Genomic DNA, 23,989 nt, shown 5'->3' on the forward strand with positions numbered 1-23,989 from the left:
ACGACATGACCTTTTTCGAACAATTGCTGGACGGCACCCGGCAGAGCCGCGAGTCGCTGGTGACGATACCCATCATCCAGGACTGCCTGCAGGGCAAGGTCACCTTGCCCGCCTATGCCGCGTTCCTGCGCGAGGCCTACCACCATGTCAGCCACACCGTGCCGTTGATGCATGCCTGCCGGGCGCGGATTCCCGAGCGCCTGGCCTGGATGCGGCCAGAGATCGATGAATACATCGAAGAGGAAACCGGGCACGACGCCTGGATCCTGAACGACCTGCGCGCGCTGGGCGACGACCCCGATGCCGTCCGCCGCGCCGGGCCGGGTCCCCAGACGGAAGTCATGGTCGCCTATGCCTACGACACGATCTCGCGGCGCAATCCCGTCGGATTCTTCGGCATGGTGCACGTGCTGGAGGGCACCAGCGTCACGCTCGCGCTGAACGCGGCCGACCAGATCCAGCGCGCCCTCGCATTGCCTGCCTCGGCGTTCAGCTACCTGCGCTCGCACGGCACCCTGGACCAGGCGCACACGGCGCACTTCGCCGAGTTGATGAACCGGCTGGACAGCGCCGAAGACCAGTCCGCCGTCATCCACGCCGCCAACATGTTCTATCGCCTGTACGGCGCGATTTTCCGCGCCTTGCCGCGCGCCCAGCCGCAAGAGGAGGCCGCATGAGCCCCAGGGATGCTTCCGTCGTGCTGACCGGGGCCGCCGGCGGCCTGGGCAGCGCCATCGCCCAGCGGCTGTTCGAGGAGGGCGCCCGCCTGCTGCTGGTCGGCCGCACGCCCGGCCCCTTGTTGTCGCTGGCCCGGGCATTGAATGGCGGCGCAGGGGACCGGTCTCGCGTGGATGCCCTGGTCGTGGACGTGACCACCGACGAGGGCCGGCGCGCGATCATCGACGCCGCCGCGGCCCGGCGGGTCAATGTCCTGATCAACAACGCGGCCATTTCTGCGTTTGGCCCCGCGCAAGACCTGAATCCGGAGGTGGCGCGCCGCATCGCCGAGACCAACATCGTGGCGCCGATGTTGTTGACCGCCGGCATGTTGCCGCTTCTGCACAGCCGCGAACGGGCGCAGATACTGAACATCGGCTCGACATTGGGCAGCCTGGGTGTCCCCGGATTCGCGGTCTACGGGGCGAGCAAGGCGGCGTTGCGCCTCTACACCGAAGCGTTGCGCCGCGAACTTGCCGACTCCGCGATCCGCGTCCAGTACTACGCGCCGCGCGCCATCGACACCAGCTTCAACACGCCGCAGGTGCAGGCGTTCAACAGCGCGACCGGTTCGGCCAGCGACTCGCCGCAAGCCGTGGCCCGGTGCGTGGCGCGCATGCTGCAAAGCGAGTCGCGCCAGCGGTATGCGGGCACGCTGGAGGCGATTGCCGCCCGCCTCAACGGCATATGCCCCGAATGGCTCGACGGGGCGTTTGCCAAGCACCGCCGGGCGCTGACGTCCTTGAAATTTCCTTCCGGAGCCTCTTCATGATCCAGAACACCCTTGCACGCCAAGGCCTTGCGGGCATGCTCGCCAGCCTGGCCATTTCATTTTCCGCCGGCGCCGCCGCGCCCGCGCCCGATCTCGACGAGGGAATCCGGGCGCTGCAGACGGACTGGGCCACGATCCAGTACGCCGTCCCCGCTGACAAGCGCGCCGCGCGCTTCGAAGCGCTATCGAAGCAGGCGCACGAACTGACCGCCCAATTCTCCGGGCGTGCGGAACCGCACATCTGGGAGGGCATCGTCCTCAGCTCCTGGGCAGGCGCCAAGGGCGGGCTTGGGGCGCTTGGCCTGGCCAAGCAGGCCAAGGCCGAATACGAAACCGCCATTGCGATCGACAGCAAGGCGCTGGGCGGATCCGCGCTGAACAGCCTGGGCGTCCTGTACTACAAGGTGCCCGGCTGGCCGGTGGGGTTCGGCGACAACAAGAAGGCCGAGGAGCTGCTGAAACAGGCCCTGGCCGTGAATCCGGACGGCATCGACGCCAATTACTTCTATGCCGACTACCTGATGTACCGGAACCGCAAGGTCGAGGCGATTCCCTATCTGGAAAAGGCCTTGAAGGCGCCGCCGCGACCGGGCCGGGAAACGGCAGATGAGGGCCGCAGGGCCGAAGCGCGGGCCCTGCTGAACCAAGACAAGTAGGCCGTCGATGCGACGCGCCGCCGCGGGCGGTCAGCCCTGGCGGACGTAGCTGCCCGGGGCAGCCATCAACGCGTCCGAATCGGCGTCCGGCTCGCCCAGCCTCGGATTGGCGGGGCGGGGCGCTCCCGATCGGTGGGCCAGCCATTCCACCCACGTCGGCCACCATGATCCCTCGCACAAGTTCGTCGCGGCCAGCCAGTCATCGGGCCCGGCGCGCAGTCCGTTTTTCGGCCGCGGGCACAGCCGGTGCCAGCGTCCGGGATGCCCCGGTTCGCTGACCACGCCGGCATTGTGGCCGCCGCTGGTCAGGACGAAGCGGATGTCTGCATCGGTCAGGTAGTGGAGCTTGAACACGGAACGCCACGGCGCAATGTGATCATTGACCGTGCCCAGGGCGAATATGGGCGTGCGGATGTTGCGCAGGGCGATCGTGCGGCCGTCGACCTCGTAGCGGCCGGCGGCCAGTTCGTTCTCCAGGAACAGCTTGCGCAGGTACTCGGCGTGCATCCTGTAGGGCATGTGCGTCGAATCCGCGTTCCAGGCGACCAGGTCCGTGGGGTGGGCGCGCTCTCCGAGGAGATAGGTGCGCACCGCGCGGCCCGCCACGTCCTCGATGGGCCGCAGGGACTGGAAGGCCGCCGCCATCTGGTCGGCCGACAGATAGCCCTGCGCCCACATGACGCTTTCCAGGAAGTGGACCTCGCTGGCGTCGATGTAGAGTCCCAGCCCGCCCGGTTCGCTGAAGTCGGTCTGCGCGGCCAGCAACGTGATCGTCGCCAGGCGGTCGTCGGCCTGGCTGGCCATGGCCGCCGCCGCGATCGACAAGAGTGTGCCGCCCAGGCAATAGCCCACCGCATGCACCCGTTGGCCGGGTACGCAGCGGTTCACCGCATCCAGCGCCGCCATGAAACCCAGCCGGCGGTAGTCTTCCAGGGACAGATCCCGGTCCCCCGCGCTGACGTTGCGCCAGGAAATACAGAAGACCGTGAAGCCTTGCGCCACCAGATACCGGATCAGGGAATTGCCGGGCGACAGATCCAGCACGTAGTACTTCATGATCCAGGCCGGCGTGATCAGGATGGGTTCGGGGCGCACCTCGTCGGTGGACGGCGCATATTGGATGAGTTCGATCAGGTGGTTGCGAAACACCACCGCGCCAGGCGTTACCGCGACATTGACGCCGACCTTGAAGTCCTCCAGCCCGTGTTCCGGCAGGCCCCAGGCCTTGCGCGCGAGATCGTCCGCAAGATGGCCCATGCCGGCCAGCAGGTTTAGCCCGTGCTCGGCAGCCGTGCGTTCCAAGACCTCCGGGTTCGACCAGGGAAAGTTCGCGGGCGCGAACAGGTCGCACCATTGGCGGGCGCAGAACGAAACGAGGTCGGTGTGATGGGAAGAGACCCCGGGGACGCCGCAGGTCGCGTCGGCCCACCACTGCCGGACTTCCCGAAAGCCATGCTGCCACAACTGGAAGGGTTCGGTTTGCCAGGCGGGCGTGGCGCAGCGGCGGTCGGACGGCGCGTCCGGGCACGCGGGCGGGCGCCCGGACATCAGCAGCGCGGCATGCGTGGCCAGTTCCTGGACGGCATCGTGCCATTTCAGGGCCAGTTCCAGTTGCCGGCCAGGGGCCGCGTGCAGATGGAGCAGCCAGTCGGACAGCGCGAGCGCAACGGCGTTCGGCGAGATGCCGCCCGTCAGTTGCGCAAGAAAGGCCGCCCTGAAATAGTCCAGCGCCGCCAGGGAACTATCCGTCCCGGGCACGGCATTCGCGCAGGGAATGGGCTGCCCGGCTTCGCGGGGCAGCCACACGTCAAAGGCCGGCTTCACAGGTGAACGTCATTGGACAACATCGTTAAAAAATTCACTGGCGGGCGTCATCGGCGGGGTGGATGAGCCGGCATCAATGGCTGGCGCGCGCCATCGCGCTTCTGGCGTTGCCGTCCGCCAGGAACTTCGCGGTGCTTTCCGCGATCTGCGACATGCGCTCCTGCCATGGATTCTTGCTGTCGCGCAGCGCGGCGGCGGTCGTGGTCGAGGCCTCGCGCGTGATTTTCTCCACTTCGCGCAGATAGCCGAACTCGCGGTTCATCAGATCGGTCACGAATTTCTGCTGCAGGGCGCAGACCGCCGCGAACGAGTTCGCGGAGTCGATCTCGGCGTTGACTTCCTGCGCAAACGCCAGCATTTCCTTGTCGGTCTTCAATTGCAGGGCGCGCAGTTGCCGCGCGAATTCGAAGTAGCCGGTTGCCGCGGCCATCGCGGAATGAAGGCCGTACTTGTACAGCGCCACATAGGGCTCGTAGTCGGGTTGCATGGAACCATCCTCCAGGTCGATCGGGCCGTTCTACCGAACGATGCGCATCGCCGATAGGCGTTATCCAGACAGGTTAGGTCGTCCAGCCGCCGGGATGTTGACCAAACTCAACTTCCGCAGGGACTGTCTGCGCGTCCCCGGGCGGTTTGCTCAGCCGCAGCTCATCTGCCGAAGGGCTTCGACGTCCCGGATCTCCAGTTGCCGTCTGCGGACGTTGACCAGTGAAGCTTCCTGCAGACGGCCCAGCACGCGGCAGACGGTTTCGACCTTCATGCCCAGATGGTTGGCGATGTCCTCGCGCGTCATTTTCAAGGTGAAGACGTGCGGGGAATAGCCATTGGCCGACATCTGATCGGACATGCCGATCAGGAAGTCGGCGACACGCTCCTCGGTCTTCATGCAGCCCAGGGTCAGCAGCAGCCTGCGGTATTGGTCGATGTCGTGGGCGATGAGCCGGTGGAACTGCTGGGCGAAGACAAAGTCGTCGCGGCACTTCGCCAGCACGTCGCTGAACGGCAGAATGCAGACCATCGAGTCTTCCAGCGCGATGGCGTCGCAACGGTGCGTGCCGGTTTCCACGGCGTCCATACCCAGCAGCGCACCCGCCGAGGGAAACCCGGTGATCTGCTCCAGCCCGGCCCGGTTGGTGACGCGCATCTTGACGGACCCCGACCGCAGCTCATACAGGTTCTGCAGCGCATCCCCGGCTCGGAACACGGATTCCCCCCGCCGGACCAGCCGCCGGCAGCGTATCGCGGAGGCCGGCGCGGTCGACAGGCCGTCGGCGGCCGCGTGGCACAAGCGTGCCAGGGCGCATCGTTCGCAGCCGGAGGGCAGGGTACCCTGCCATGTCCGGGAGCCGGAGAAAACTAGGGGTGTGTCCATGGCCGCACCTCACTGGGTTGGATGATGGGGGTATCCCGCCTGATGCCAGGAACCCTCCATTCGTGCCTGGCTGAACGTAGTATCGGATGCGGGCTCAGGTCCGGCTATCAGCGCGGATCGCCAGTTTTTGCGCGCGGATGCTGACAGGTGTAGGAATATTCCTACACGGCGCGGTCAGCCGCCCGGCGCATCCTGGTCGTCGACCAGGCGGTGCCGGATCGCATAGCGCACCAGATCGGCCTGGTTGCGCAGATTCAGTTTGATCAGGATCCGGCTCTTGTAAGTGCTGACCGTCTTCACGCTGACGAACAACCGGCCTGCGATGTCCGAATTGCTCATGCCGGACGCCAGGTGGCGAAAGACCGACAGCTCCCGATCCGACAGCAGCATATGCGGCAGCGCGCCCGCATCCGTATGCCGGTCAAAGGCAATGCTTTCGGCGAGCGACTGGCTCAGGTAACGTCCGCCGCCCGCGACTTTGCGCACCGCCTGGACCAGTTCTTCGCTGGCGCTGTCCTTGGTCAGGTAACCGGACGCGCCGGCCTTGATCGCCTGGACGGCGTACTGCTGTTCGCCGTGCATCGTCAGCACCAGGATCGGAACGCTCGGGTGCACGCTTTTTATGTGCCGGATCAGGTCCACGCCATCGCGGCCCGGCATGGACATGTCCAGGACCAGCAGGTCCCATTGCCGCTCGCCCAGCAGTTTCATCGCTGCGGCCCCGTCTCCGGCCTCGCCCTGGACACAGATGTCTCCGGCCTGCTCCAGCAGGCGGCGCAGGCCTTCGCGCAACAGCGTGTGGTCATCCGCCAGCAAGACGGTGATCATGTGGCCTCCCATGGCGTGTCGGACTCCCGGGCCGGTATCCAGACCTCCAGCCGGAATCCGCCTTTCTTGCGCGTGTGGATCGTCACCTCGCCGTTGAGCAGCCGGACCCGCTCGCGGATGCCTTGCAGACCGAGCGAGAGGGGCAGCTTCTTGGTCAGGTTTTCCGGCGTGGCGCCCACGCCGTCGTCGCGCACGGTGAGCGCGCAATGCGTGGCATCGCAGGCCAGCCGAACGTGGACGGTAGTGGCCTGGGCGTGTTTGGCGATATTGGTCAGCGCCTCCTGGACGACGCGAAACAGGGTCGTGGCAACCTGCTTGGGCGGCTCCGAGGGGCCGATCTGGATGTCGGTCTCGGTGTCGATGCCGTATCGGGACACGAAATTCGCGACCAGCCATTCGACCGCCGCGGCCAGCCCCAGGTCGTCCAGCATGACGGGCCGCAGGTCGGCCGCGATGCGCCGCAAGGAGGCAAACGTGCCTTTGATGAGCTTGCGGATCGCCCGCACGCGCTCCCGCGCGTCGGTGTCGGCGGGCGCAAGACCGGCTTCCAGCTGGGACAGTTCCATCGTCAAGGCCGTCAGGCTCTGTCCCAGGTCGTCGTGAAGCTCGCGCGCGATGTGCTTTTTCTCCTGTTCGCGCACATGCAGCAAGGCGTTGGACAGGCGGGTCAGTTCATCGCGCGAGGCGCGCAGCGTCTGGTCGATGCGCTGGCGCTCGGTGATGTCGCGCAGGAAGATGGTCAGAAAGACGCCCGACTCGGTGCACGTCTGGGAAATCGACGCCTCCATCGGGAACTCTTCGCCATTGGACCGCAGGCCCCAGAGCGGGGCGCCCAGTCCCATCTGGCGTTCGGATATGCCGGTGTCCATGAAGCGCTTGACGTGCTTGGCATGGATCGAGCGGAAGCGCACGGGGATCAGGATGTCCACGCTGGCGCCTATGGCCTGCGCGGCCGCGCACATGAATACGCGCTCCGCCGCGGCGTTGAACATCACGATGCGCTGCAACTCGTCGACCGTGATGATCGGTTCGGTGGCGGACTGGATGATATCGAGCAGCGGAGGCGCACCAGGGGAGAGCGTCATTGCAGGATATGTGTGCCAGGTTCGGCCCGTCGTGCGGGCCATGGATCATTGCAACACACATTTCCGCGAACAGCGATAGCCGCGTGGCATGGTCCGCTGAATGCACTAGTGCTCGTGCATTCAGCGCCGTGCCTGCGGCCGGCATGGCGCGCGATTCAGTCCACCGAGGACAGCAGGGCGTCGCTGGTCCCCCCCGATCCCGCCGCGAGGGTCTGGTCGCGGAACCGGCAGAGCGCGGCATCGCACTCCTCGGCCAGCACGTCGTACTGTTTCAGGAGCAGGATGGTCCTGGGCTTGGAGCCCGCAATGGCCGCGACGTCGTCCACCGCACGGAACCCGCCATATCCCGACATGACGCAGATGACGGAGTAGGCCCGGATCAAGCGGCCCTGCGCCTGCAGGAATGCGCGCATCGGGGCGGCCAGCGATCGCAGCCACACGGGCGCGATCAGGATCACATGGTCGTATTGGTCCAGGGCAGGGCCGTCGAACCGAAATTCCGGGCTGCGCTTAAGGAAGCAATCGACGACGCAGCGCAGATCCCCCGCGAGTCCCGCGCGGGGCTTGGCGTCCCGCACTTCATGGGCCGGCCAGCCGGTCATCGATGCCAGACGCTCGGCCACCGCGCGCCCGGTGCCCGTGCGCGAATAGAAAACAATGCCGATCCGCATGGCGATCGCTCCTTGGCGCAATGGCGGCCTCAGGATTCCTGGGCGAGCAGCGCCCGGAGTATGTCGCGCCGGCTGACCACGCCGACCAGTTTTCCCTTGCTGGTCACCGGGACGCGCTTGATGCCCCGCTTGAGCAGCACATCCGCGATTTCGGCCAGGTCGGCGGACTCGTCGACGGTGATCGCCGGACTGCTCATCACAGCGGACGCCGTCTGTTCGCCCAGTTGCAGGCTGTGCAGGAACTCCAGGTTCAACGCCTCGCCCTCGGCCAGCAGGGACAGCCAATGGTCCATTTTTTTCTGGTGCGCACTGTCCTGGCGCCGCACCAGGTCGCCTTCACTGACCACGCCGAGCAGCGCGCCGTCGTCCCCGGTCACCATCACCGCGCTGATGTCCTGATTCAGCATGGCATGCATAATCTGGGAGACAGGGGTCCTGGCGGATACGCAATAGGGGGCTGCGGTCATGAGGTCGCGCGCTTTCATGGCTTTCTCCAGGGTGACGGGGCGTACCCCGGCATGTGCTTTGTTCCGTTAGTCCGTTATATGGTGACCCTGCGAACGGCAGCCATCTTGATTTTCGTCAAGCAAGAACCTGCCCGCGACGACGTCCGGAGATGACCCATGGCACACAAGCTGCGATTGCACTTTTGCGGCGCCGCCGGCACGGTGACCGGCTCGCGCCACCTGCTCGATGCCGCCGGTCGATTGATCCTGCTGGATTGCGGGATGTTCCAGGGCGTCAAGCCGCTGCGGCAGCTCAACTGGGCGCCGTTTCCCGTGGCGCCGTCAAAGATCGAGGCGGTGGTGCTCTCGCATGCCCACCTGGATCATTCGGGCTATCTGCCCCGGCTGGTCCGCGAGGGATTCGCCGGTCCGATCTACTGTTCGGAAGCCACCTTGGACCTGTGCCGGCTGCTGCTGCTGGATAGCGCCCATCTGCAGGAGGCCGACGCCGACTACCTGAACCGGCACGGGCTGTCGCGGCACCGGCCGGCGCTGCCGCTCTACACCGTGGCCGATGCCCACCGCGCCATTGCCGCGCTGCGGCCGCTGCCGTTCGGCCAGATGACGGCGCTTCCGGCCGGCCTGCAATTCCGGTTCACGCGGGCCGGGCATATCCTGGGCGCCGCGATCGTCGAATTTGCCTGTCCAGGCGCAAGCCTGGCGTTTTCGGGAGACCTGGGCCGCTATGACGACCCGCTGATGCCGCCGCCCGAATCCGTCGCCGCCTCGGACTATCTGATCGTCGAATCGACCTACGGCAACCGGCGCCACGGTACGGAAAGCGTGTCCGACGCGTTGGCGGCCATCATCGGCCGCACCATCAAACGGGGCGGCACCATCGTGATTCCCTCGTTTGCCGTCGGTCGTGCGCAACTGCTGCTGTTTCACCTGTGGCAACTCAAGCAGGCGGGGCGCATTCCGCGCGACCTGCCAATCTACCTGGACAGCCCCATGGCGAGCAGCGCCGTCGATGTCTATCTGCGTCACAGCGCCGACCAGCGGCTGTCGCGCCACGACGCCCGGGCCGCGTACGGCGTGGCCACCTGCGTGGCCGACGTGGAGCAGTCCAAGGCGCTGGACCGCTCGCCGATGCCGAAAATCATTCTGTCCGCGAGCGGCATGGCGACGGGCGGGCGCGTCATTCACCATCTGAAGCACTATGCCAGCGATCCGCGCAATACGGTCCTGTTCGCCGGCTTTCAGGCGATGGGCACCCGGGGCGCGGCGATGCTGGACGGCGCCCGCACGGTCAAGATCCACGGCGAATACGTGCCCGTGCGCGCCGAAGTGGACAATCTGTCGATGCTGTCGGCGCACGCGGATGCGGACGAGATCATGCGCTGGCTGGGCGGGTTTTCCAGGGCGCCCAGGCACACGTTTATCGTGCACGGTGAACCGGACGCCGCCGATGCGCTGCGCCTGCGCATCAAGGACGAACTGGGCTGGCGCTGTCACGCCGTCGAGCAGGCGGAGACCGCGGTGCTGGATTGAACGCGGCAGGGGTGCCTGGCCGCCATGCTGGTACGGCGATCTGTGGTCCGGCACCGGTTGGGCCTTGGCGGCCCTGTCCTCATGGTGGGTCCCGTCGGCGATCCGGCGCGGGCGACCAGGCCGGCCGCTCATCGCGGATGGTCTCGACGACGATCAGGTAGCGGCCCGCGCCGAGGACGGGCGTGCGGTCCCGCCGCAGTACCCAGGGTGTAGAGACCAGATCGGCGGCGAGTTCGTATTCCGCATCCAGCAGGCCCAGGCGGTCGATCAACTGGTTGAGGGTGGCGGGGATGCGAATGCAGCCCTTGGACTGCGGGGTGCCGAGCCGGGGCTCCAGGACGCGCGGGTCGGTTGCGTGCATCTGCAGGCGCATGGTGCTGACGCCGTCCGGCGTCCAGCCTTGGCGGGCGTCCTGCCAGCCAAAGTCGTACACACGCATGCCTTTCGCGCCATAGCCCAGGATGCCCTTGGCGTTGGGCGTGCCCTCGGCGCGGAAGTCGGGATTGGCCAGCGTGTGGGCAAACACCCCGGCAGGCGTTTCAAAGTGATCGAATTGTCCGACCCGTCCGGTGGAGACCGGCGCGGCGCCGACGTAATGGGGCGGCTCCCCGACGCGCAGCCAGTACAGGATCGCCGCCTGCACCTTGACGTTGCGGTCGACGACCAGGACGTACTGCGGTCCCAGCGCTAACACGCCGGCCGCGTGCAGGGACTGTTCGGCCAGGGCGCCGTACCTGGCTTGTTCGTCTTTCGGCAGCGCGAGCGCGGGCGAGACTTCCTGGCGGAAGGCGCGCTCGACCTCCTCGGGCAACACCTGCGCCAGCACGGGCACCGCGCCGAGGCATACCGCGATTGCGCCGAGAACGTGGCGCGTGCAGGCGGCCGCGCTGGAACGCCATGCGCCGCGAGGAGTCCCCTTGCGCATGGCGGCCTCGGCCTAATTGATGAGAACGACGGGGACGTGGGTGGTGTGCAGCACCTTCAAGGCCACCGACCCCAGCAGCAGGCTGCCCGCCGCGCCCAGGCCCCGCGATCCCATGACGATGTGGTCGCAGCCCTGTTCAGTGGCGTAGGCGGTGATGGTCGTGGCGATCTGCCCCACGCGCATGGCGGGCTGGTACATGACGCCTGCCTTGTCCAATGCCGCTTTCGCCTCGTTGAGCGCGGCCTTGGACTCATCATCGTAGTAGTCCTGGATCATCTCTTTGGAAATGAACGCGCGAACCGTCCCCGACACGATGGGCATCTGCACGTTCAGGAGATGGATGGTGCAGGGGCCGTATTCCCGGACGTGTTCGATCATGTAGTTGACCGCGCGCAGGGAGTTTTCGGATCCGTCGATGGGGATGAGCACGTTCTTCACAATGGCCTCGCGGGTTGGGGTGTCTCGGAAGACAGCCAGGGCTGTCCGGTTCCATCATGACGCATACCTTGCCGCAGCCATTGACGGCGGTCAATGTTTGCATCCGCCCTTGCCGTGCAAGGGCTCATCCATCTGGCCGGCGGGCCGCCTCAGCCAGCCAGGGGTGTCGGCGCAAATCGCAGCGTCCCCGTTTTGGCATTGACAATCGTCAACATTGGCCGGGCTCAACCGCGCAAGATGGACTCAAGGCGGGAGGCTATTCGCGGGAGTCGCTATCCGGTCATTTCCACGACGGAGACAGCCATGGCGCGCTTGCCCGATACCGCCGCAAAAACGCCAGCACAAGTCGCTGCGGATCGAATGACCGCGTGCACCCAGCAACGCCCCGCTGCTTACGCCCCCGGGAGGTCACCATGTTTCGCCGAATTGCCGTCCATTTGGATCATGGCGCCGATTGCCAGCGCCGGATCGACTTCTGCCTGCGCGTCGCGAAGGCGCACGATGCCCACCTGACCGGGATCTACGCGAGCTACGTCGCGCCGGGCTACTTCTACGATGAGGCGGGGCTTTGGGTCCGCTCCATGGACAAGGCCGTGCAGATCAATGAAAAAGCCCGCAGCGCCTTGCAGAAGTCATTCAGCCAGGCGGCCCAGGATGCCGGCGTGGCGGCCTCCTGGCGGCAGGGCGAAGCGGGCACGCCCGCGGAGTGCGCCGCCCGGCATGCGCGCTGCTCAGACATGCTGGTTGTCGGTCAGGCCAATCCACAGGATCCCGAAGCCGCCACCGGCAACGATTTCGTCGAACAGGTCGTGCTGTCGGCGGGGCGCCCGGTCATGGTCCTGCCCCTTGCCGGAACGTTCAACACGGTCGGCACCCGGGTGGTGTATTGCTGGGACCGTGGCCGCGAGGCGGCCCGCGCGCTGGCCGATGCGGCGCCGCTGCTGCGCCATGCCGCGGCCTTGCAGGTGCTGACCCTGGACGAAGGCGCCGACACGCGGGGCGACCGCGAGATTCCCTTTGAGGACCTTGCCGCCTACTGCTCTTGCCACGGCTTTCCGCAGCCCGAGCATGAAGACCGCGACACGCGGGATATCGATATCGGCAACGCCATCCTGACGGCGGCCGCGGACTTCAACGCCGACCTCATCGTGATGGGCGCGTATGGGCACAGCCGCATGCGCGAACTGGTCATGGGCGGCGCGACGCGCTCGCTGCTCAAGGCGATGACGGCGCCTGTGCTGTTTTCCCACTAGGCGCACGCCTCGCGCCTCCGACACGGGGGAATCCATGTACCAGCGCATCCTCGTGGCCATCGACAGCAGTCACGCCGCCGAACGCGCCTTGGCCGAAGCCATCGGGAACGCCCGGGCGTCCGGGGGCCGCCTCATACTCGTCCACGCCCTGGAGGAACCGGCCGACGCCATAGGCGCGAATCCCTATGCGGCCGAGTACGTGCGCGGGCTGAACGAAGTCACGAAACAGGCCGCGGCGGACCTGCTGGACCGGGCCCGCGACCGCGCGGCCGCAGCCGGGGTGCAGGCAGAGGCCGTGCTGCTGGAGCCGGGCGCGGCGCCGGTGGCAGAGCGGATCGTCCAGTCCGCCCGGGACCGCAAGGCCGACCTGATCGTCATGGGCACGCACGGGCGCCATGGCGTCAAGCGCGTGATGCTGGGCAGCAACGCCCATGGCGTGCTGCGGGTCGCGGACGTTCCCGTGCTATTGGTGCGGACGCCATGAGAGCGATGGTCCTGCGGGAAGCGGGGATGCCGCTGGCGCTGGAAACACGCCCGACGCCCGAGCCAGGCCCCGGCCAGGTCCGGTTGAGGGTGCTGGCGTGCGCGGTGTGCCGAACGGACCTGCACGTCGTGGATGGCGAATTGCCCGACCAGAGCTATCCGCGCATCCCCGGCCATGAAGTGGCGGGCATCGTCGAAGCGGTGGGCGCGGGCGCCGACGCCGCGTTGCTGGGCCACTATGTTGGCGCCGCCTGGTTGGCGCGCACCTGCGGCCATTGCGAATTCTGCCTGGCCGGGCAGGAGAACCTCTGCGAAGAGGCACTGTTCAACGGCTACACCCGAGATGGCCGCTTTGCCACGCACATGCTGGCGGACGCGGACTACCTGTTTGCATTGCCGCGAGCGGGCGTTGCCACGCACGTGGCGCCATGGCTCTGCGCGGGGCTCATCGGGTGGCGGGCGCTGCGCGCCGCCGGCAACGCGCACCGCGTGGGGATCTACGGGTTCGGATCGGCCGCGCAGCTCGTGACCCAGGTGTGCCGGCGCCAGCAGCGGGAAGTCTATGCGTTCACCCGTCCTGGCGACGCCCCGGCGCAGCGGCACGCGCTGGCGCTGGGCGCGGACTGGGCCGGCGACAGCGGCCAGGCGCCGCCGGCGCTCCTGGACGGCGCCATCATTTTTGCCCCCGTGGGCGCGCTGGTCCCGCGCGCCCTGCAGGCCGTGCGCCGCGGGGGCAGGGTGGTTTGCGCCGGCATCCACATGTCCGACATTCCGGCGTTTCCGTATCGCCTGCTCTGGGGCGAGCGCGCCGTCTCGTCCGTCGCCAACCTCACGCGCGAAGACGGCAGGGAGTTTCTCGGCAAGGCGGCAGCATGGGATTTGCGCACCGACATCCGCACCTATCGCCTTGAAGACGCCAACCGCGCCCTGGACGACCTGCGCGAAGGCCGCATCCAGGCGACGGCGGTCCTTGTCCCCTGAATGCCCCAGGCGGGGTGCGTGCGGTCAGCGTCGTGATTCACTGGCCGGCCTCGCATCGGACCGGCGTCACAAGCAGACCTCGCAAGGCGCGGGCGTCCCCGTTTCCGCATCCCCCAGCACCGCGTCCAGCCCGCGCTCGGGCCGGAACAGCGTCAGTCCCTTCAGGCCCAGCCGCCACGCCGACATGAACAGGGCCTGCGCCCGCTCGACGCTGCAATCCGTCGGCACCGGCACGGTCTTGGAGATGGCGGCGTCGACAAACGGCTGCAGCGCGCCCAGCATCGCCACATGATCTTCCGGCGCGATCTGCGCCGCGGTGCGAAAGCCCGCGGGCAGGGGCGCGTGGGGATGCAGGCTGCGCCAGAGCCGCCAGGCGTGGTTTTCCACGGTCATGTCGACTGGCGTTCCGCGCAGCGTGACCCGGCGGCGGTATGCCCAGCCATAGGGCGGTTCGATGCCGTTTGAGCAGTTGTCCGCGAAGGCCAGGCTGACGCTGCCCGTCGGCGCGTAAGACACCAGATGGCTGTTGCGCAGGCCATGTTGCCGGATTGCCGCGCGCACGCGGACCGGGAGTGCGTCGCCGATGGCGCCCGCCGTCAGATAGTCGCGGGGCCGGTAAAGGGGAAACGGCTTGCGCTCGGCCGCCAATGCGGCCGATGCCGCATAGGCGCTGTCCCGCAGGCACCGCGCGACGGCGCTTGCGGCCTGCCTGCCCGATTCGCTGTCATAGCGCAGTTGCAGCATCGTAAGCATGTCGGCCAGGCCGGTCACGCCGACGCCCACCCGCCGTTTGGACAACGCCTCGGCGCGTTGGGCGGGAAGCGGCCAGCGCGTCAGGTCGATGACGTTGTCCAGCATGCGTACCTGGGTCCGGACCAGGCCGGCCAGCTTCTCCATGTCCAGCTCCGCGCGGCCGCCCAGCCCGAAAGGGTGCATGACCAGGCGAGTCAGATCGATCGGGCCCAGCACGCAGCACCCGTAATCGGGCAAGGGCTGTTCGCCGCAGGGGTTGGTGGCGCGCAGGGTTTCGAGCGCGCGCAGATTGTTGCGCCGGTTGATGGTGTCGATATACAGCAGGCCGGGCTCCGCGCTATGCACCGATTCCTGGACGATGGCGTCCCAAAGCGAACGGGCGGGCGCCAGGCCATACTGCCATTGGCCATCGTCCCGCAGAAACGCGCCCGCCGCGATGGCCTGAGGCCCGGGTGGCGCGGGATGCACCAGGGGCCAGGGCTCGTCGCGCTGCACCGCGGCCAGGAATGCATCGGTGACCGCGACGGACACGTTGAAGGTGCGCCACCGCCGGCGCCCATGCTTGGCCCGGGCAAACGCCAGCACGTCGGGATGCGCGCAGGAAAGCACCGCCATCTGCGCCCCGCGCCGGCTGCCCTGGAATTGCAGGCTGGCGCAAGCGGTGTCGTAGCGGTCGATGGCCTCGCATACGGCCGGCGCCGCCGTCCCGGCCGCCGCGGCCACGGGCGCCAGCGCCGAGAAGTCATAGCCGACCCCGCCGCCCATGGCCAATGTCGCACAGGCCTGTTCCAGCCCGGCCTCGAAGGAGAGGGCGCCCGGGCCGCCGCCCACCGGCTGCACGAAGCAGTTCACCATGGTCGCGCAGGTGTCCGTGCCCGCATTCGCCATGATCCGGCCCGCGCCGATCGCGCCGGCCTGCATGTTGGCCAGGAACTGCCTGGCTCGGTCGGCCTGCAGCGCGGGGGGCTCGGCGAGGGCGAGCGCCGCCGCCACGCGCGCAAAGATGCGCAAGGCGTCCCGCTCCCCGGGCGCCGCATAACGGTCCGCCAGCACCTGCGCGCAAATGGGTTGCACCCGCGGCACGGCGCGGCCCCCGGCAGGTCAGGAGGTGCCTTCCGGAGACCGCACCAGCAGGACCGGCACCGTCGCTCCCCGCAAGATGCCTTCGGCGCTGCTGCCCAGGACCAGGCGCCGGGCGCCCCGGCGGCCGTGCGTGCCGATGACGATCAGATCGGCTTTCCAGGCGGCGGCTTCGTCCAGTACCCGCTGCTGCACGGTCCGATCCAGGTTCTCGTACAGGGCCGTGTCCGCTTCGATGCCTTGGGCGCGGACCGTGTTCTGCGCGGTTTCCACCAGCTTGGCGCCGTTCTTGCGCATCAGGTCCAGCAGCTCGCCGGCGTGATAGCTGTAGGCGTCGACCGTCAGCGCAAACGACAGCTCGTCGATGACGTGGATCAGGCGTATGCGCGCATGCGCCAGCTTGGCCACCCGGATGGCTTCTTGCAGGCCGAATTGGGAGGTGTCGCTTCCGTCGATGGGAACAAGGATTCTCTCGTACATGCTGGTCTCCGGTGGATGGGGCGTGCCACCAGTATCAGCGCACGCGCACGCCGGATATTGATTCCGGTCAATCTACGCATCGGGAAACGCCAACTGCCTAGAGGGAAGCCTGTTTCATGCGGCCCGACAGCGCGGCGGCCGTTTCCTTGCGCTCGCTGTAGCGGTCCACCAGATACGGCGCGACGTCCCGCGTGAGCAGGGTGAACTTCATCAACTCCTCCACGACGTCGACCAGGCGGTCATAGTAAGGAGAGGGCTTCATCCGGCCCGCGTCGTCAAACTCCTGGTAGGCCTTGGCCACCGAGGACTGATTGGGAATGGTCAGCATGCGCATCCAACGCCCCAGCACGCGCATCTGGTTCACGGCGTTGAAGGATTGCGACCCGCCCGAGACCTGCATGACGGCAAGGGTCTTGCCCTGGGTGGGCCGCAACGCGCCCACCGACAACGGTATCCAATCGATCTGCGTCTTCATCAGGCCCGTCATGGCGCCGTGCCGCTCCGGCGAACTCCAGATCATGCCTTCGGACCACTGGACCAGCTCGTGCAGTTCCCGGACCTTGGGATGATCGTCGGTGGCGTCATCCACCAGCGGCAGCCCGGAGGGGTTGTACAACCGGGCCTCGCCGCCGAGCGCCTGCACCAGCCTGGCGGCTTCCTCGGCGGCCAGGCGGCTGTAGGACCGCACGCGCAGGGACCCGTAGAGCAGCAGGATGCGGGGGGCATGCGCGGCGCGCACCGGGGCGTAGAGCTTGCCGGTATCGGGCGGTGCGAACAGGGCGGGATCGATATTGGGCAGGTCGGTCGCCGTCTCAGACACGGTTTCCCTCCGCGTCGATGAGCGGCTCGCCGTCTTCCTTGTTGAAGGCGCCGCGCTGCGGCTGGGGCAGGATGTCCAGGACCGTCTCCGACGGGCGGCACAGCCGGGTGCCCAGCGGGGTGGTCACGATGGGGCGATTGATCAGGATCGGATGCTGGAGCATGAAACCGATCAACGCATCCTCGGTCCAGGCGGGATCCGAGAGCCCGAGTTCGTCGTACGGCGTGCCTTTCTGGCGCAGCAGGTCTCGCGCCGGCATTCCCATGGCATGGAGCAGCGACCGCAAGGTATCGGCGTCGGGCGGCGTTTTCAGGTATTCGATGATGGTCGGTTCCGCGCCGCTATTGCGGATGAGCCCAAGCACGTTGCGCGACGTGCCGCAGGCGGGGTTGTGATAGATCGTGATGGAACTCATGACTTGTCTCTGTTGAGGGTGCGGGAATGGATGTCAAAGGGGGCCGCATGCCGCGGCAGGGCGGTTGGCCCTTCCGCGTCATTGCCGCGGGATGCCGGCCTCGTACCATCCCTTGCTTCGATTGACGATGCGCACGACGAGCAGCATGACCGGCACCTCGATGAGCACGCCGACCACGGTCGCCAGCGCGGCGCCCGACTGGAAGCCGAACAGGCTGATCGCGGCGGCGACGGCCAGCTCGAAAAAGTTGGACGCGCCGATCAGCGCCGACGGGCACGCAATGCTGTGTTTTTCGCCCACGCGGCGATTGAGCCAGTACGCCAGGCCCGAATTGAAAAACACCTGGATGAGGATGGGAACGGCCAGCATGGCAATCACCAGCGGCTGGCCGATGATGGCTTCGCCCTGGAAGGCGAACAGCAGCACCAGCGTCAGCAGCAGGGCCGCCATCGAAAACGGCCCGATGCGCGCCAACGCCGCGTCGAACGCCGCCTGGCCGCGACGCAGCAGCGCCCGGCGCCAGACCTGGGCAAGGATGACCGGAATCACGATGTACAGTCCCACCGACACCAGCAAGGTGTCCCACGGCACGGTGATGGCGGACAGGCCCAGCAACAGTCCGACCACGGGCGCGAAGGCGAACACCATGATCGTGTCGTTCAGCGCCACCTGAGAGAGCGTGAAAACGGGGTCTCCGCCGGTCAGCCGGCTCCAGACGAAGACCATCGCGGTGCAGGGCGCCGCCGCCAGCAGGATCAGGCCCGCGATGTAGCTATCCAGCTGGTCCGCCGGCAGCCATGGCGAAAAGACCTGGCGGATGAACAGCCAGCCCAGGAACGCCATCGAGAACGGCTTGACGGCCCAGTTGATGAACAGCGTGACGCCGATGCCTCGCCAGTGCTGCCTGACCTGGCCCAGCGCGCCAAAATCCACCTTGAGCAGCATCGGAATGATCATCACCCAGATCAACACGCCCACGGGCAGATTGACCTGGGCGACTTCCATGCGCCCGATGGCCTGGAAGACCGTCGGCATGGCCTGGCCGAGGATCACGCCCGACACGATGCACAGGAAGACCCATACCGTGAGGTAGCGCTCGAAAACGTTCATGCCGGGGCGCTGGCGTGGCGTCGGCGCCGATGCCGCGTTTGTGCCCGTGTTTGTGCTCGCGCTTGTGTTCGCGTTTGTGCTGGACGACATCGATTCACTCCCCCGATTGGCCGATGCCGCGCAGCTCGTGCTGGAGCGACAGGGCATCCAGCCGGTCCAGCGGCAAGGACAGGAAGAGTTCGATGCGCCGCTTGAGCATGCGGGCCGCATCGTGAAAGGCCTTGAGGCGTTCTTCTTCGCTGCCTTCATGGGCGGCGGGGTCCGACACGCCCCAATGCGCGGTCATCGGCTGGCCGGGCCATACCGGGCAGACTTCGCCCGCGGCGTTGTCGCACACGGTGATGATGAAGTCCATTTTCGGGGCATCGGGCGCCGCGAACTCGTCCCAGCTTTTGCTGCGATAGCCCGCCGTGGGCAGTGAATACGATCCCAGCGTGGCGATGGCCAGGGGATGGACCTCGCCCTTGGGCGAGCTGCCGGCGGAGTAGGCGCGAAAGCGGTCGCCGCCCAGGCCATTGAGCAGCCCTTCGGCCAGGATGGAGCGTGCGGAATTGCCGGTGCAGAGAAAGAGCACATTGAAAGGGGAGTGCGACATGGGGTGGTCCTATCAGCAGGTCGTGCAGGCGCCCGGGACGGACGCCTCGCAAGATTCGCCCTGGCAGCAGTGTTCGGTGAGATAGCCGAGCAATCCATTCATGCGCGAGAAATCGGCGCGGTAAATCAGATTGCGTCCTTGTTGCTCGACGCTGACCAGGCCGGCGTGGGCAAGCTCTTTCAGATGGAAAGACAGCGTGTTTCGCGCAACCTCAAGCTGGTCCGCCAGCACGCTGGGCGTCAATCCGGGCGGCCCGGCCACGACCAGGGCGCGGAACGTCCGCAATCGTTGGGGATGGGCAAGGGCGCCGAGCGCCATGATGGCTTGGTCTTCGTTCATGAGTCGATAATACAACGATTATTGAACTATTAAACTATTGAAATCCGGCAATTTAATTGTGTAGGAAACTCTACATAGCTGTAGCGTATACAACAATTACGCAGTACGCTTTTCTCATGAACTGGCTCATCCTCATCCTTTCGCTGTCTACTGAAAACGCCACCGCCCGCATGCGCGCCTGGCGAGCCCTGAAGTCCTGCGGGGCCGCCGTGTTGCGTGACGGGGTCTACCTGTTGCCCGGTCAACAGGACAGCGATTTGGCTGCCATCGCGCAAGATGTGCGCGATAACGGGGGCAGCGTGTTTCTGCTGCAGGCGGCCGCCTGTACGCCGGAGGACGAGGGCGAGTATCGCGCGCTGTTCGACCGTTCGGCAGACTATGCCGAGCTGATGCAGGAAGTGGCGCAGGCGCGCGCCGCGCTCACGACCGCCAATGCCATGGAAACGCTCAAACAGGCGCGCAAGCTGCGCAAGCGGTTCACGCAGATTTCCGCAATCGACTTTTTTGCGGGCGAGGCGCAGCGGCAGACGCAGGCCGCGCTGACCGCGCTGGAAGAGGGCGCCAGTCGCGCCTTGTCGCCTGATGAACCGCATGCGGTAAGCACGGCCGTTGCCCGTCTGCCCACGGCCGATTACCGAGGCCGGACCTGGGCCACCCGCGCCCGCCCTTGGGTGGACCGGTTGGCCAGCGCCTGGCTGATCCGCCGACATATCGATCCAGAAGCCCGCATCCTCTGGCTCTCATCACCGGCGGATTGTCCCCGCGATGCGCTGGGTTTCGACTTCGATGGCGCAATGTTTTCGCACGTGGGCGCGCTGGTGACGTTCGAAACGCTGTTGACGGCGTTTGGCCTGCACAACCCCGCGCTCGAACGCCTGGGCGCCATCGTGCACTACCTGGATGTCGGTGGCGTCCAACCCGCCGAGGCGGCGGGGGTCGAGCAAGTCCTGGCCGGGCTGCGCGACACCATCCCCGACGACGATCAGTTGCTTGCCCTGGCCTGCGGCGTTTTCGACGGTTTGGCGGCCAGCTTTGGAAAAGAGGTCGCAACATGAATACCCACTCGCAGGACACCCTGGCAGCGCCGGCCACGCCGGCCGTCGCGCCTGCGGAATTGCCGCAGCCCGTCAGCTTCACCCAGGCCTTCTGGTTCTGGCTGAAGCTGGGCTTCATCAGCTTTGGCGGACCGGCCGGTCAAATCGCCATCATGCACACCGAACTGGTGGAGCGCCGCCGCTGGATCAGCGAACGCCGCTTTCTGCACGCGCTGAACTACTGCATGCTGCTGCCCGGGCCGGAAGCCCAGCAACTGGCGACCTACATCGGCTGGCTGCTGCACCGCACCTGGGGCGGCATCGTCGCCGGCGCGCTGTTCGTGCTGCCTTCGCTGTTCATCCTGATCGGCTTGTCCTGGGTCTACGTGGCCCATGGCGACGTCCCCGTCATCGCCGGGATCTTCTACGGCATCAAGCCGGCGGTCACCGCAATCGTCCTGCATGCGGCGCACCGCATCGGGTCGCGCGCGCTCAAGAGCCCGGTGCTGTGGAGCATCGCGGGCGCCGCTTTCGTGGCGATCTTTGCATTGAATGTGCCGTTTCCGCTGATCGTTGCGGCCGCCGCGCTGATCGGCTTCATCGGAGGCAAGCGCTGGCCCGACCATTTTCGGACCGGCGCGCGTCACGGCGCCGGCGCCCGGGGGTTCGGTCCCGCGCTGGTTGACGACGACACGCCCACGCCCGCGCACGCCCGGTTCCGCTGGACACGCCTGGCGGCCATTCTGGCGACAGGGGCCTTGCTCTGGGCCGTGCCCATGGCGTTGCTGACGGCCGCGTATGGCTGGCAGGGCGCCTACACGCAGATGGGCTGGTTCTTCACGAAAGCGGCCTTCCTGACTTTCGGCGGCGCGTATGCGGTGCTTCCCTATATCTATCAGGGCGCGGTCGACACGTATGCCTGGCTGACGCCGATTCAGATGATCGACGGACTGGCGTTGGGAGAAACCACGCCCGGGCCGCTCATCATGGTGGTCGCCTTCGTGGGCTTTGTCGGCGGCTACGCCCAGGCGCTCATGGGCCCCGACGCCTTGTTCCTGGCCGGCGCGCTGGCGGCCACTGTCGTCACCTGGTTCACCTTCCTGCCGTCGTTCCTGTTCGTTCTGGCTGGCGGCCCGCTGGTTGAAGCGACCAAAGAAGACCTGAAGTTCACCGCGCCGCTCACGGCCATCACTGCCGCGGTGGTGGGCGTCATCCTCAACCTGGCGGTGTTCTTCGGCTACCACGTTCTGTGGCCCGACGGCCTGGCAGGGCGCTTCGACCTGGGTTCGGCGCTGATCGCTCTGGCCGCGGCCATCGCGCTTTTCAAGTTCAAGCGCGGCGTTATCGAAGTCATCGGGGCATGCGCTGCCATTGGACTGGCAGTGAAACTAGCCTTGTGAGCCCGCACCGCCGCGCCCACGCAACCTTCCCAGGAGCATCACCATGAATGCGTTGACCAAACCACAGGCGCGGGATCCGGTACAGGTTCCCGGTCGGAGCGCCACGCCGCTGCGCAGCGACGCCGCAAGGAATTACCTGGGCGGCGATGGCGTCATTCCCCAAGGCGGGCTGTCGGTGGCCCTGGAGCGGGATTTCGGATCGGTGGACGGTTGGCGCGCGGATTTCAAGGCGTTGGCCCTGTCGCAAGGGGGAGAGGCAGGGTGGGCGACCCTGTCGTGGTCCAGGCGCGAGGCCAGGCTGATCAATCACTGGACGTACGATCCCGCCCAGATGCCGGCCGGCGCCACGATCCTGCTGGCGCTGGAGATGTCCGACCGCGCATTCCTGGACGGCTTCGGCGGCCAGGCCAGCGCGTACGTGGACGCCTGCCTGGCGCAAGTACGTTGGGAATCCATTGCTCCCGAGTATGCGCGCCTCATCGAGATCGCCAGCGCGCCGCTGGGCGTTTCGCCGTCAGAGGCGGAAGGGCAGGCGGGCACCCCCATCATCGACGTGCGGCGACGCGCGGTTTTCGACAACGCGCAGGACAAGATCCCCGGTGCGCAATGGCGCGATCCTGCCTTGGCCGGGCAATGGCAGTCCGACATCGCCCGCGGCCTGCCCGCCATCGTCTATTGCGTCCACGGCCATGAAGTCAGCCAGAGCGTCGCGCTGGCGCTCCGGGCGCACGGGGTCGAGGCGTTCTACCTGGCCGGGGGAATCGAAGGCTGGAGACACGCCGGGTTGCCGATGGGGTGACGGGCCTCAGAAGGCAGCGCGGTAGATTTCCAGGGCCTGGACCTCGTCTATCGGCAGCGGATTGTTCATCAGCAGGCGCTGCTGGGCCATGGCGGCGCTGGCCAAGCCGGGCAGATCCGCCTCGCCGATACCGACGGCGCGCAGGCCCTGTGGCAGTTCGGCCTGGCGGATCAAGTCTTCCAGAAAGGCGATGAAGGCGGCCGCGCCTGCTGCCGCGTCGGCGGCGGGCGGCAGGCCCACGGCCTGTCCCAGCTCTGCGTAGAGGGGCGCCGCCGCCTGCGCATTGAAATGCAGCACGGCGGGCAGCACCAGCGCGTTCGACAACCCGTGCGGCACATGGAAAATGCCGCCGATCGGATAGGCCAAGGCATGAACGCCGCCCACAGGGGCATTGGCGAAGGCCTGGCCCGCCAGCATGGCGCCCAGCAGCATGTCCGAACGCGCCTGCAGATTGGCGCCGTCGCGGCAGACCGTAAGCAGGTTGGCGGAGAGCAGTTTCAGGGCCAGGATGGCCAGATGATCGGACAAGGGGTTCTTCAGGCGCTTGCTGGTGTAGGCCTCGATGGCATGCACCATGGCGTCCACGCCGGTGGCGGCGGTGGCCGAGGACGGCAGGCCGACGGTCAGTTCGGCATCCAGAAAGGCCGCGTCGGCGTACAACTGCGGCGCGACCACGCCGCTTTTCGTGGTGGCGCCCGTGGTCACGATGGAAATGGGCGTGACTTCCGAGCCGGTGCCGGCCGTGGTCGGCACCTGGATCAGCGGCAGGCGCGAGCCGGTGACCTGATTGATGCCGTACATGGCCGACAGGGGCTGCTCGCTCTTGCACAGCACGGCCACCAGCTTGGCCACGTCCATCGACGAACCGCCGCCAAAGCCGATGACCACGTCGGCATTGAACTGGCGCGCGCGCTCGGCGGCGGCCTGGACCACGGCTTCGGGCGGGTCGGCGACGACATCGTCGATGACCAGGGTTTGCCAGCCGTGGTCGGCCAGGCTGTCCAGCGCCGGCGCCAGCGCGCCGCTGTGGTGCAAAAAGGCGTCGGTTACCAGCACGGCTCGCGCGCCGGCATGACGCTCGCGCAGCAGGGCGCCCAAGCGGCGGGCCAGGCCAGGTTCAACAAGGATGTGGGCGACGGTCTGGAAGGAGAAGGCGGACATG

Annotated in this window: 27 protein-coding genes; 10 read left to right on the forward strand and 17 right to left on the reverse strand. The window is 67.1% G+C overall.

Features of this window, described 5'->3' with window-relative positions; genetic code table 11:
• Positions 1–5 precede the first annotated feature (5 nt).
• The 3 genes from BMW75_RS01905 to BMW75_RS01915 are packed head-to-tail and all read left to right on the forward strand — an operon-like array spanning position 6 to position 2,145.
• On the forward strand, positions 6–677 hold the full coding sequence (locus BMW75_RS01905; protein WP_092575979.1) for a TenA family transcriptional regulator: 672 nt from the start codon (positions 6–8) through the stop codon (positions 675–677).
• Entirely contained in the window at positions 674–1,489 is an 816-nt protein-coding gene (locus tag BMW75_RS01910; protein WP_092575982.1) for an SDR family oxidoreductase, read from the forward strand. The genes BMW75_RS01905 and BMW75_RS01910 overlap by 4 nt, the downstream gene beginning before the upstream one ends.
• Positions 1,486–2,145, forward strand: a complete 660-nt coding sequence (locus BMW75_RS01915; protein WP_092575984.1) for a tetratricopeptide repeat protein — start codon at positions 1,486–1,488, stop codon at positions 2,143–2,145. Before BMW75_RS01910 ends, BMW75_RS01915 begins: the two co-directional genes overlap by 4 nt.
• A 30-nt stretch (positions 2,146–2,175) precedes the next feature.
• Here the strand turns inward: BMW75_RS01915 and BMW75_RS01920 are convergent, their stop codons facing one another.
• The 7 genes from BMW75_RS01920 to BMW75_RS01950 form a co-directional block, all read right to left on the reverse strand.
• A complete protein-coding gene (locus BMW75_RS01920; RefSeq protein WP_254791911.1) occupies positions 2,176–3,969 on the reverse strand; it encodes a PHA/PHB synthase family protein in 1,794 nt (597 codons plus the stop codon).
• Between the two features lie 73 nt (positions 3,970–4,042).
• Entirely contained in the window at positions 4,043–4,456 is a 414-nt protein-coding gene (locus BMW75_RS01925; RefSeq protein ID WP_092575987.1) for a hypothetical protein, read from the reverse strand.
• Between the two features lie 150 nt (positions 4,457–4,606).
• On the reverse strand, positions 4,607–5,341 hold the full coding sequence (locus BMW75_RS01930) for a helix-turn-helix domain-containing protein (protein ID WP_092575990.1): 735 nt from the start codon (positions 5,339–5,341) through the stop codon (positions 4,607–4,609).
• A 174-nt stretch (positions 5,342–5,515) separates the two neighbouring features.
• Entirely contained in the window at positions 5,516–6,169 is a 654-nt protein-coding gene (locus BMW75_RS01935) for a response regulator (protein ID WP_092576304.1), read from the reverse strand.
• Complete coding sequence (locus tag BMW75_RS01940; protein WP_092575992.1) at positions 6,166–7,254, reverse strand: PAS domain-containing sensor histidine kinase; 1,089 nt, start codon at positions 7,252–7,254, stop codon at positions 6,166–6,168. Before BMW75_RS01940 ends, BMW75_RS01935 begins: the two co-directional genes overlap by 4 nt.
• A 155-nt stretch (positions 7,255–7,409) precedes the next feature.
• A complete protein-coding gene (locus tag BMW75_RS01945) occupies positions 7,410–7,925 on the reverse strand; it encodes a flavodoxin family protein (RefSeq protein WP_092575995.1) in 516 nt (171 codons plus the stop codon).
• A gap of 29 nt (positions 7,926–7,954) precedes the next feature.
• On the reverse strand, positions 7,955–8,410 hold the full coding sequence (locus tag BMW75_RS01950) for a CBS domain-containing protein (protein WP_076520874.1): 456 nt from the start codon (positions 8,408–8,410) through the stop codon (positions 7,955–7,957).
• 138 nt (positions 8,411–8,548) lie between these two features.
• Between BMW75_RS01950 and BMW75_RS01955 the strand changes: the two genes are divergently transcribed.
• Positions 8,549–9,922 (forward strand): MBL fold metallo-hydrolase RNA specificity domain-containing protein, encoded by a 1,374-nt coding sequence (locus BMW75_RS01955; RefSeq protein ID WP_092575998.1) that lies wholly within the window; start codon positions 8,549–8,551, stop codon positions 9,920–9,922.
• A gap of 79 nt (positions 9,923–10,001) precedes the next feature.
• Here the strand turns inward: BMW75_RS01955 and BMW75_RS01960 are convergent, their stop codons facing one another.
• Positions 10,002–10,847 (reverse strand): L,D-transpeptidase, encoded by an 846-nt coding sequence (locus BMW75_RS01960; protein ID WP_254791913.1) that lies wholly within the window; start codon positions 10,845–10,847, stop codon positions 10,002–10,004.
• A gap of 12 nt (positions 10,848–10,859) precedes the next feature.
• The gene (locus tag BMW75_RS01965; RefSeq protein WP_076520871.1) at positions 10,860–11,285 is read right to left on the reverse strand and encodes a universal stress protein; all 426 of its coding nucleotides are present in this window, start codon (positions 11,283–11,285) and stop codon (positions 10,860–10,862) included.
• Positions 11,286–11,698: 413 nt separating this feature from the next.
• Between BMW75_RS01965 and BMW75_RS01970 the strand changes: the two genes are divergently transcribed.
• The 3 genes from BMW75_RS01970 to BMW75_RS01980 are packed head-to-tail and all read left to right on the forward strand — an operon-like array spanning position 11,699 to position 14,002.
• Entirely contained in the window at positions 11,699–12,538 is an 840-nt protein-coding gene (locus tag BMW75_RS01970; RefSeq protein WP_092576000.1) for a universal stress protein, read from the forward strand.
• A gap of 34 nt (positions 12,539–12,572) precedes the next feature.
• A complete protein-coding gene (locus tag BMW75_RS01975) occupies positions 12,573–13,022 on the forward strand; it encodes a universal stress protein (protein WP_092576003.1) in 450 nt (149 codons plus the stop codon).
• Positions 13,019–14,002: a zinc-dependent alcohol dehydrogenase family protein gene (locus tag BMW75_RS01980; protein WP_092576005.1), complete on the forward strand. Its 984-nt coding sequence runs from the start codon at positions 13,019–13,021 to the stop codon at positions 14,000–14,002. Before BMW75_RS01975 ends, BMW75_RS01980 begins: the two co-directional genes overlap by 4 nt.
• A 66-nt stretch (positions 14,003–14,068) precedes the next feature.
• Here the strand turns inward: BMW75_RS01980 and BMW75_RS01985 are convergent, their stop codons facing one another.
• The 7 genes from BMW75_RS01985 to BMW75_RS02015 all read right to left on the reverse strand — a co-directional run bounded on the left by BMW75_RS01985 (position 14,069) and on the right by BMW75_RS02015 (position 19,594).
• On the reverse strand, positions 14,069–15,829 hold the full coding sequence (locus BMW75_RS01985; RefSeq protein WP_254791914.1) for an adenosylcobalamin-dependent ribonucleoside-diphosphate reductase: 1,761 nt from the start codon (positions 15,827–15,829) through the stop codon (positions 14,069–14,071).
• A gap of 27 nt (positions 15,830–15,856) precedes the next feature.
• Entirely contained in the window at positions 15,857–16,315 is a 459-nt protein-coding gene (locus BMW75_RS01990; RefSeq protein ID WP_076520865.1) for a universal stress protein, read from the reverse strand.
• Positions 16,316–16,412: 97 nt separating this feature from the next.
• Entirely contained in the window at positions 16,413–17,135 is a 723-nt protein-coding gene (gene arsH, locus BMW75_RS01995) for an arsenical resistance protein ArsH (protein WP_092576011.1), read from the reverse strand.
• Positions 17,128–17,550, reverse strand: a complete 423-nt coding sequence (arsC, locus tag BMW75_RS02000; protein WP_092576014.1) for an arsenate reductase (glutaredoxin) — start codon at positions 17,548–17,550, stop codon at positions 17,128–17,130. The genes arsH and arsC overlap by 8 nt, the downstream gene beginning before the upstream one ends.
• Positions 17,551–17,628: 78 nt before the next feature.
• On the reverse strand, positions 17,629–18,750 hold the full coding sequence (arsB, locus tag BMW75_RS02005) for an ACR3 family arsenite efflux transporter (RefSeq protein ID WP_371466519.1): 1,122 nt from the start codon (positions 18,748–18,750) through the stop codon (positions 17,629–17,631).
• 4 nt (positions 18,751–18,754) lie between these two features.
• Positions 18,755–19,255: an arsenate reductase ArsC gene (locus BMW75_RS02010; RefSeq protein ID WP_092576018.1), complete on the reverse strand. Its 501-nt coding sequence runs from the start codon at positions 19,253–19,255 to the stop codon at positions 18,755–18,757.
• A gap of 12 nt (positions 19,256–19,267) precedes the next feature.
• Positions 19,268–19,594, reverse strand: a complete 327-nt coding sequence (locus BMW75_RS02015) for an ArsR/SmtB family transcription factor (RefSeq protein ID WP_092576021.1) — start codon at positions 19,592–19,594, stop codon at positions 19,268–19,270.
• A 116-nt stretch (positions 19,595–19,710) separates the two neighbouring features.
• Between BMW75_RS02015 and BMW75_RS02020 the strand changes: the two genes are divergently transcribed.
• From BMW75_RS02020 to BMW75_RS02030, 3 genes are read left to right on the forward strand one after another with little or no spacing between them, the layout of a single operon-like run.
• Entirely contained in the window at positions 19,711–20,649 is a 939-nt protein-coding gene (locus BMW75_RS02020; RefSeq protein WP_092576023.1) for a chromate resistance protein ChrB domain-containing protein, read from the forward strand.
• On the forward strand, positions 20,646–22,028 hold the full coding sequence (gene chrA, locus BMW75_RS02025; RefSeq protein WP_092576026.1) for a chromate efflux transporter: 1,383 nt from the start codon (positions 20,646–20,648) through the stop codon (positions 22,026–22,028). The genes BMW75_RS02020 and chrA overlap by 4 nt, the downstream gene beginning before the upstream one ends.
• Positions 22,029–22,071: 43 nt before the next feature.
• Positions 22,072–22,827 (forward strand): Fe-Mn family superoxide dismutase, encoded by a 756-nt coding sequence (locus tag BMW75_RS02030; RefSeq protein WP_092576029.1) that lies wholly within the window; start codon positions 22,072–22,074, stop codon positions 22,825–22,827.
• Between the two features lie 6 nt (positions 22,828–22,833).
• Here the strand turns inward: BMW75_RS02030 and BMW75_RS02035 are convergent, their stop codons facing one another.
• The gene (locus tag BMW75_RS02035) at positions 22,834–23,988 is read right to left on the reverse strand and encodes an iron-containing alcohol dehydrogenase (protein ID WP_092576032.1); all 1,155 of its coding nucleotides are present in this window, start codon (positions 23,986–23,988) and stop codon (positions 22,834–22,836) included.
• Position 23,989 lies beyond the last annotated feature (1 nt).

This window comes from Achromobacter sp. NFACC18-2 (assembly GCF_900108985.1).
Classification (GTDB): Bacteria; Pseudomonadota; Gammaproteobacteria; order Burkholderiales; family Burkholderiaceae_B; genus Achromobacter.

Bases quoted from the DNA above. Each gene is read 5' to 3' on its own strand.
- BMW75_RS01975 (WP_092576003.1), top strand. From the start codon at position 12,573: ATGTACCAGCGCATCCTCGTGGCCATCGACAGCAGTCACGCCGCCGAA.
- chrA (WP_092576026.1), top strand. From the start codon at position 20,646: ATGAATACCCACTCGCAGGACACCCTGGCAGCGCCGGCCACGCCGGCC.
- BMW75_RS01915 (WP_092575984.1), top strand. From the start codon at position 1,486: ATGATCCAGAACACCCTTGCACGCCAAGGCCTTGCGGGCATGCTCGCC.
- BMW75_RS01960 (WP_254791913.1), bottom strand. From the start codon at position 10,847: ATGCGCAAGGGGACTCCTCGCGGCGCATGGCGTTCCAGCGCGGCCGCC.
- BMW75_RS01910 (WP_092575982.1), top strand. From the start codon at position 674: ATGAGCCCCAGGGATGCTTCCGTCGTGCTGACCGGGGCCGCCGGCGGC.
- BMW75_RS02020 (WP_092576023.1), top strand. From the start codon at position 19,711: ATGAACTGGCTCATCCTCATCCTTTCGCTGTCTACTGAAAACGCCACC.
- arsC (WP_092576014.1), bottom strand. From the start codon at position 17,550: ATGAGTTCCATCACGATCTATCACAACCCCGCCTGCGGCACGTCGCGC.
- arsB (WP_371466519.1), bottom strand. From the start codon at position 18,750: ATGTCGTCCAGCACAAACGCGAACACAAGCGCGAGCACAAACACGGGC.
- BMW75_RS01945 (WP_092575995.1), bottom strand. From the start codon at position 7,925: ATGCGGATCGGCATTGTTTTCTATTCGCGCACGGGCACCGGGCGCGCG.
- BMW75_RS01990 (WP_076520865.1), bottom strand. From the start codon at position 16,315: ATGTACGAGAGAATCCTTGTTCCCATCGACGGAAGCGACACCTCCCAA.
- BMW75_RS01925 (WP_092575987.1), bottom strand. From the start codon at position 4,456: ATGCAACCCGACTACGAGCCCTATGTGGCGCTGTACAAGTACGGCCTT.
- BMW75_RS01930 (WP_092575990.1), bottom strand. From the start codon at position 5,341: ATGGACACACCCCTAGTTTTCTCCGGCTCCCGGACATGGCAGGGTACC.
- BMW75_RS02030 (WP_092576029.1), top strand. From the start codon at position 22,072: ATGAATGCGTTGACCAAACCACAGGCGCGGGATCCGGTACAGGTTCCC.
- BMW75_RS01935 (WP_092576304.1), bottom strand. From the start codon at position 6,169: ATGATCACCGTCTTGCTGGCGGATGACCACACGCTGTTGCGCGAAGGC.
- BMW75_RS01950 (WP_076520874.1), bottom strand. From the start codon at position 8,410: ATGAAAGCGCGCGACCTCATGACCGCAGCCCCCTATTGCGTATCCGCC.
- BMW75_RS01940 (WP_092575992.1), bottom strand. From the start codon at position 7,254: ATGACGCTCTCCCCTGGTGCGCCTCCGCTGCTCGATATCATCCAGTCC.
- BMW75_RS02010 (WP_092576018.1), bottom strand. From the start codon at position 19,255: ATGTCGCACTCCCCTTTCAATGTGCTCTTTCTCTGCACCGGCAATTCC.
- BMW75_RS02035 (WP_092576032.1), bottom strand. From the start codon at position 23,988: ATGTCCGCCTTCTCCTTCCAGACCGTCGCCCACATCCTTGTTGAACCT.
- BMW75_RS02015 (WP_092576021.1), bottom strand. From the start codon at position 19,594: ATGAACGAAGACCAAGCCATCATGGCGCTCGGCGCCCTTGCCCATCCC.
- BMW75_RS01970 (WP_092576000.1), top strand. From the start codon at position 11,699: ATGTTTCGCCGAATTGCCGTCCATTTGGATCATGGCGCCGATTGCCAG.
- BMW75_RS01955 (WP_092575998.1), top strand. From the start codon at position 8,549: ATGGCACACAAGCTGCGATTGCACTTTTGCGGCGCCGCCGGCACGGTG.
- BMW75_RS01905 (WP_092575979.1), top strand. From the start codon at position 6: ATGACCTTTTTCGAACAATTGCTGGACGGCACCCGGCAGAGCCGCGAG.
- BMW75_RS01980 (WP_092576005.1), top strand. From the start codon at position 13,019: ATGAGAGCGATGGTCCTGCGGGAAGCGGGGATGCCGCTGGCGCTGGAA.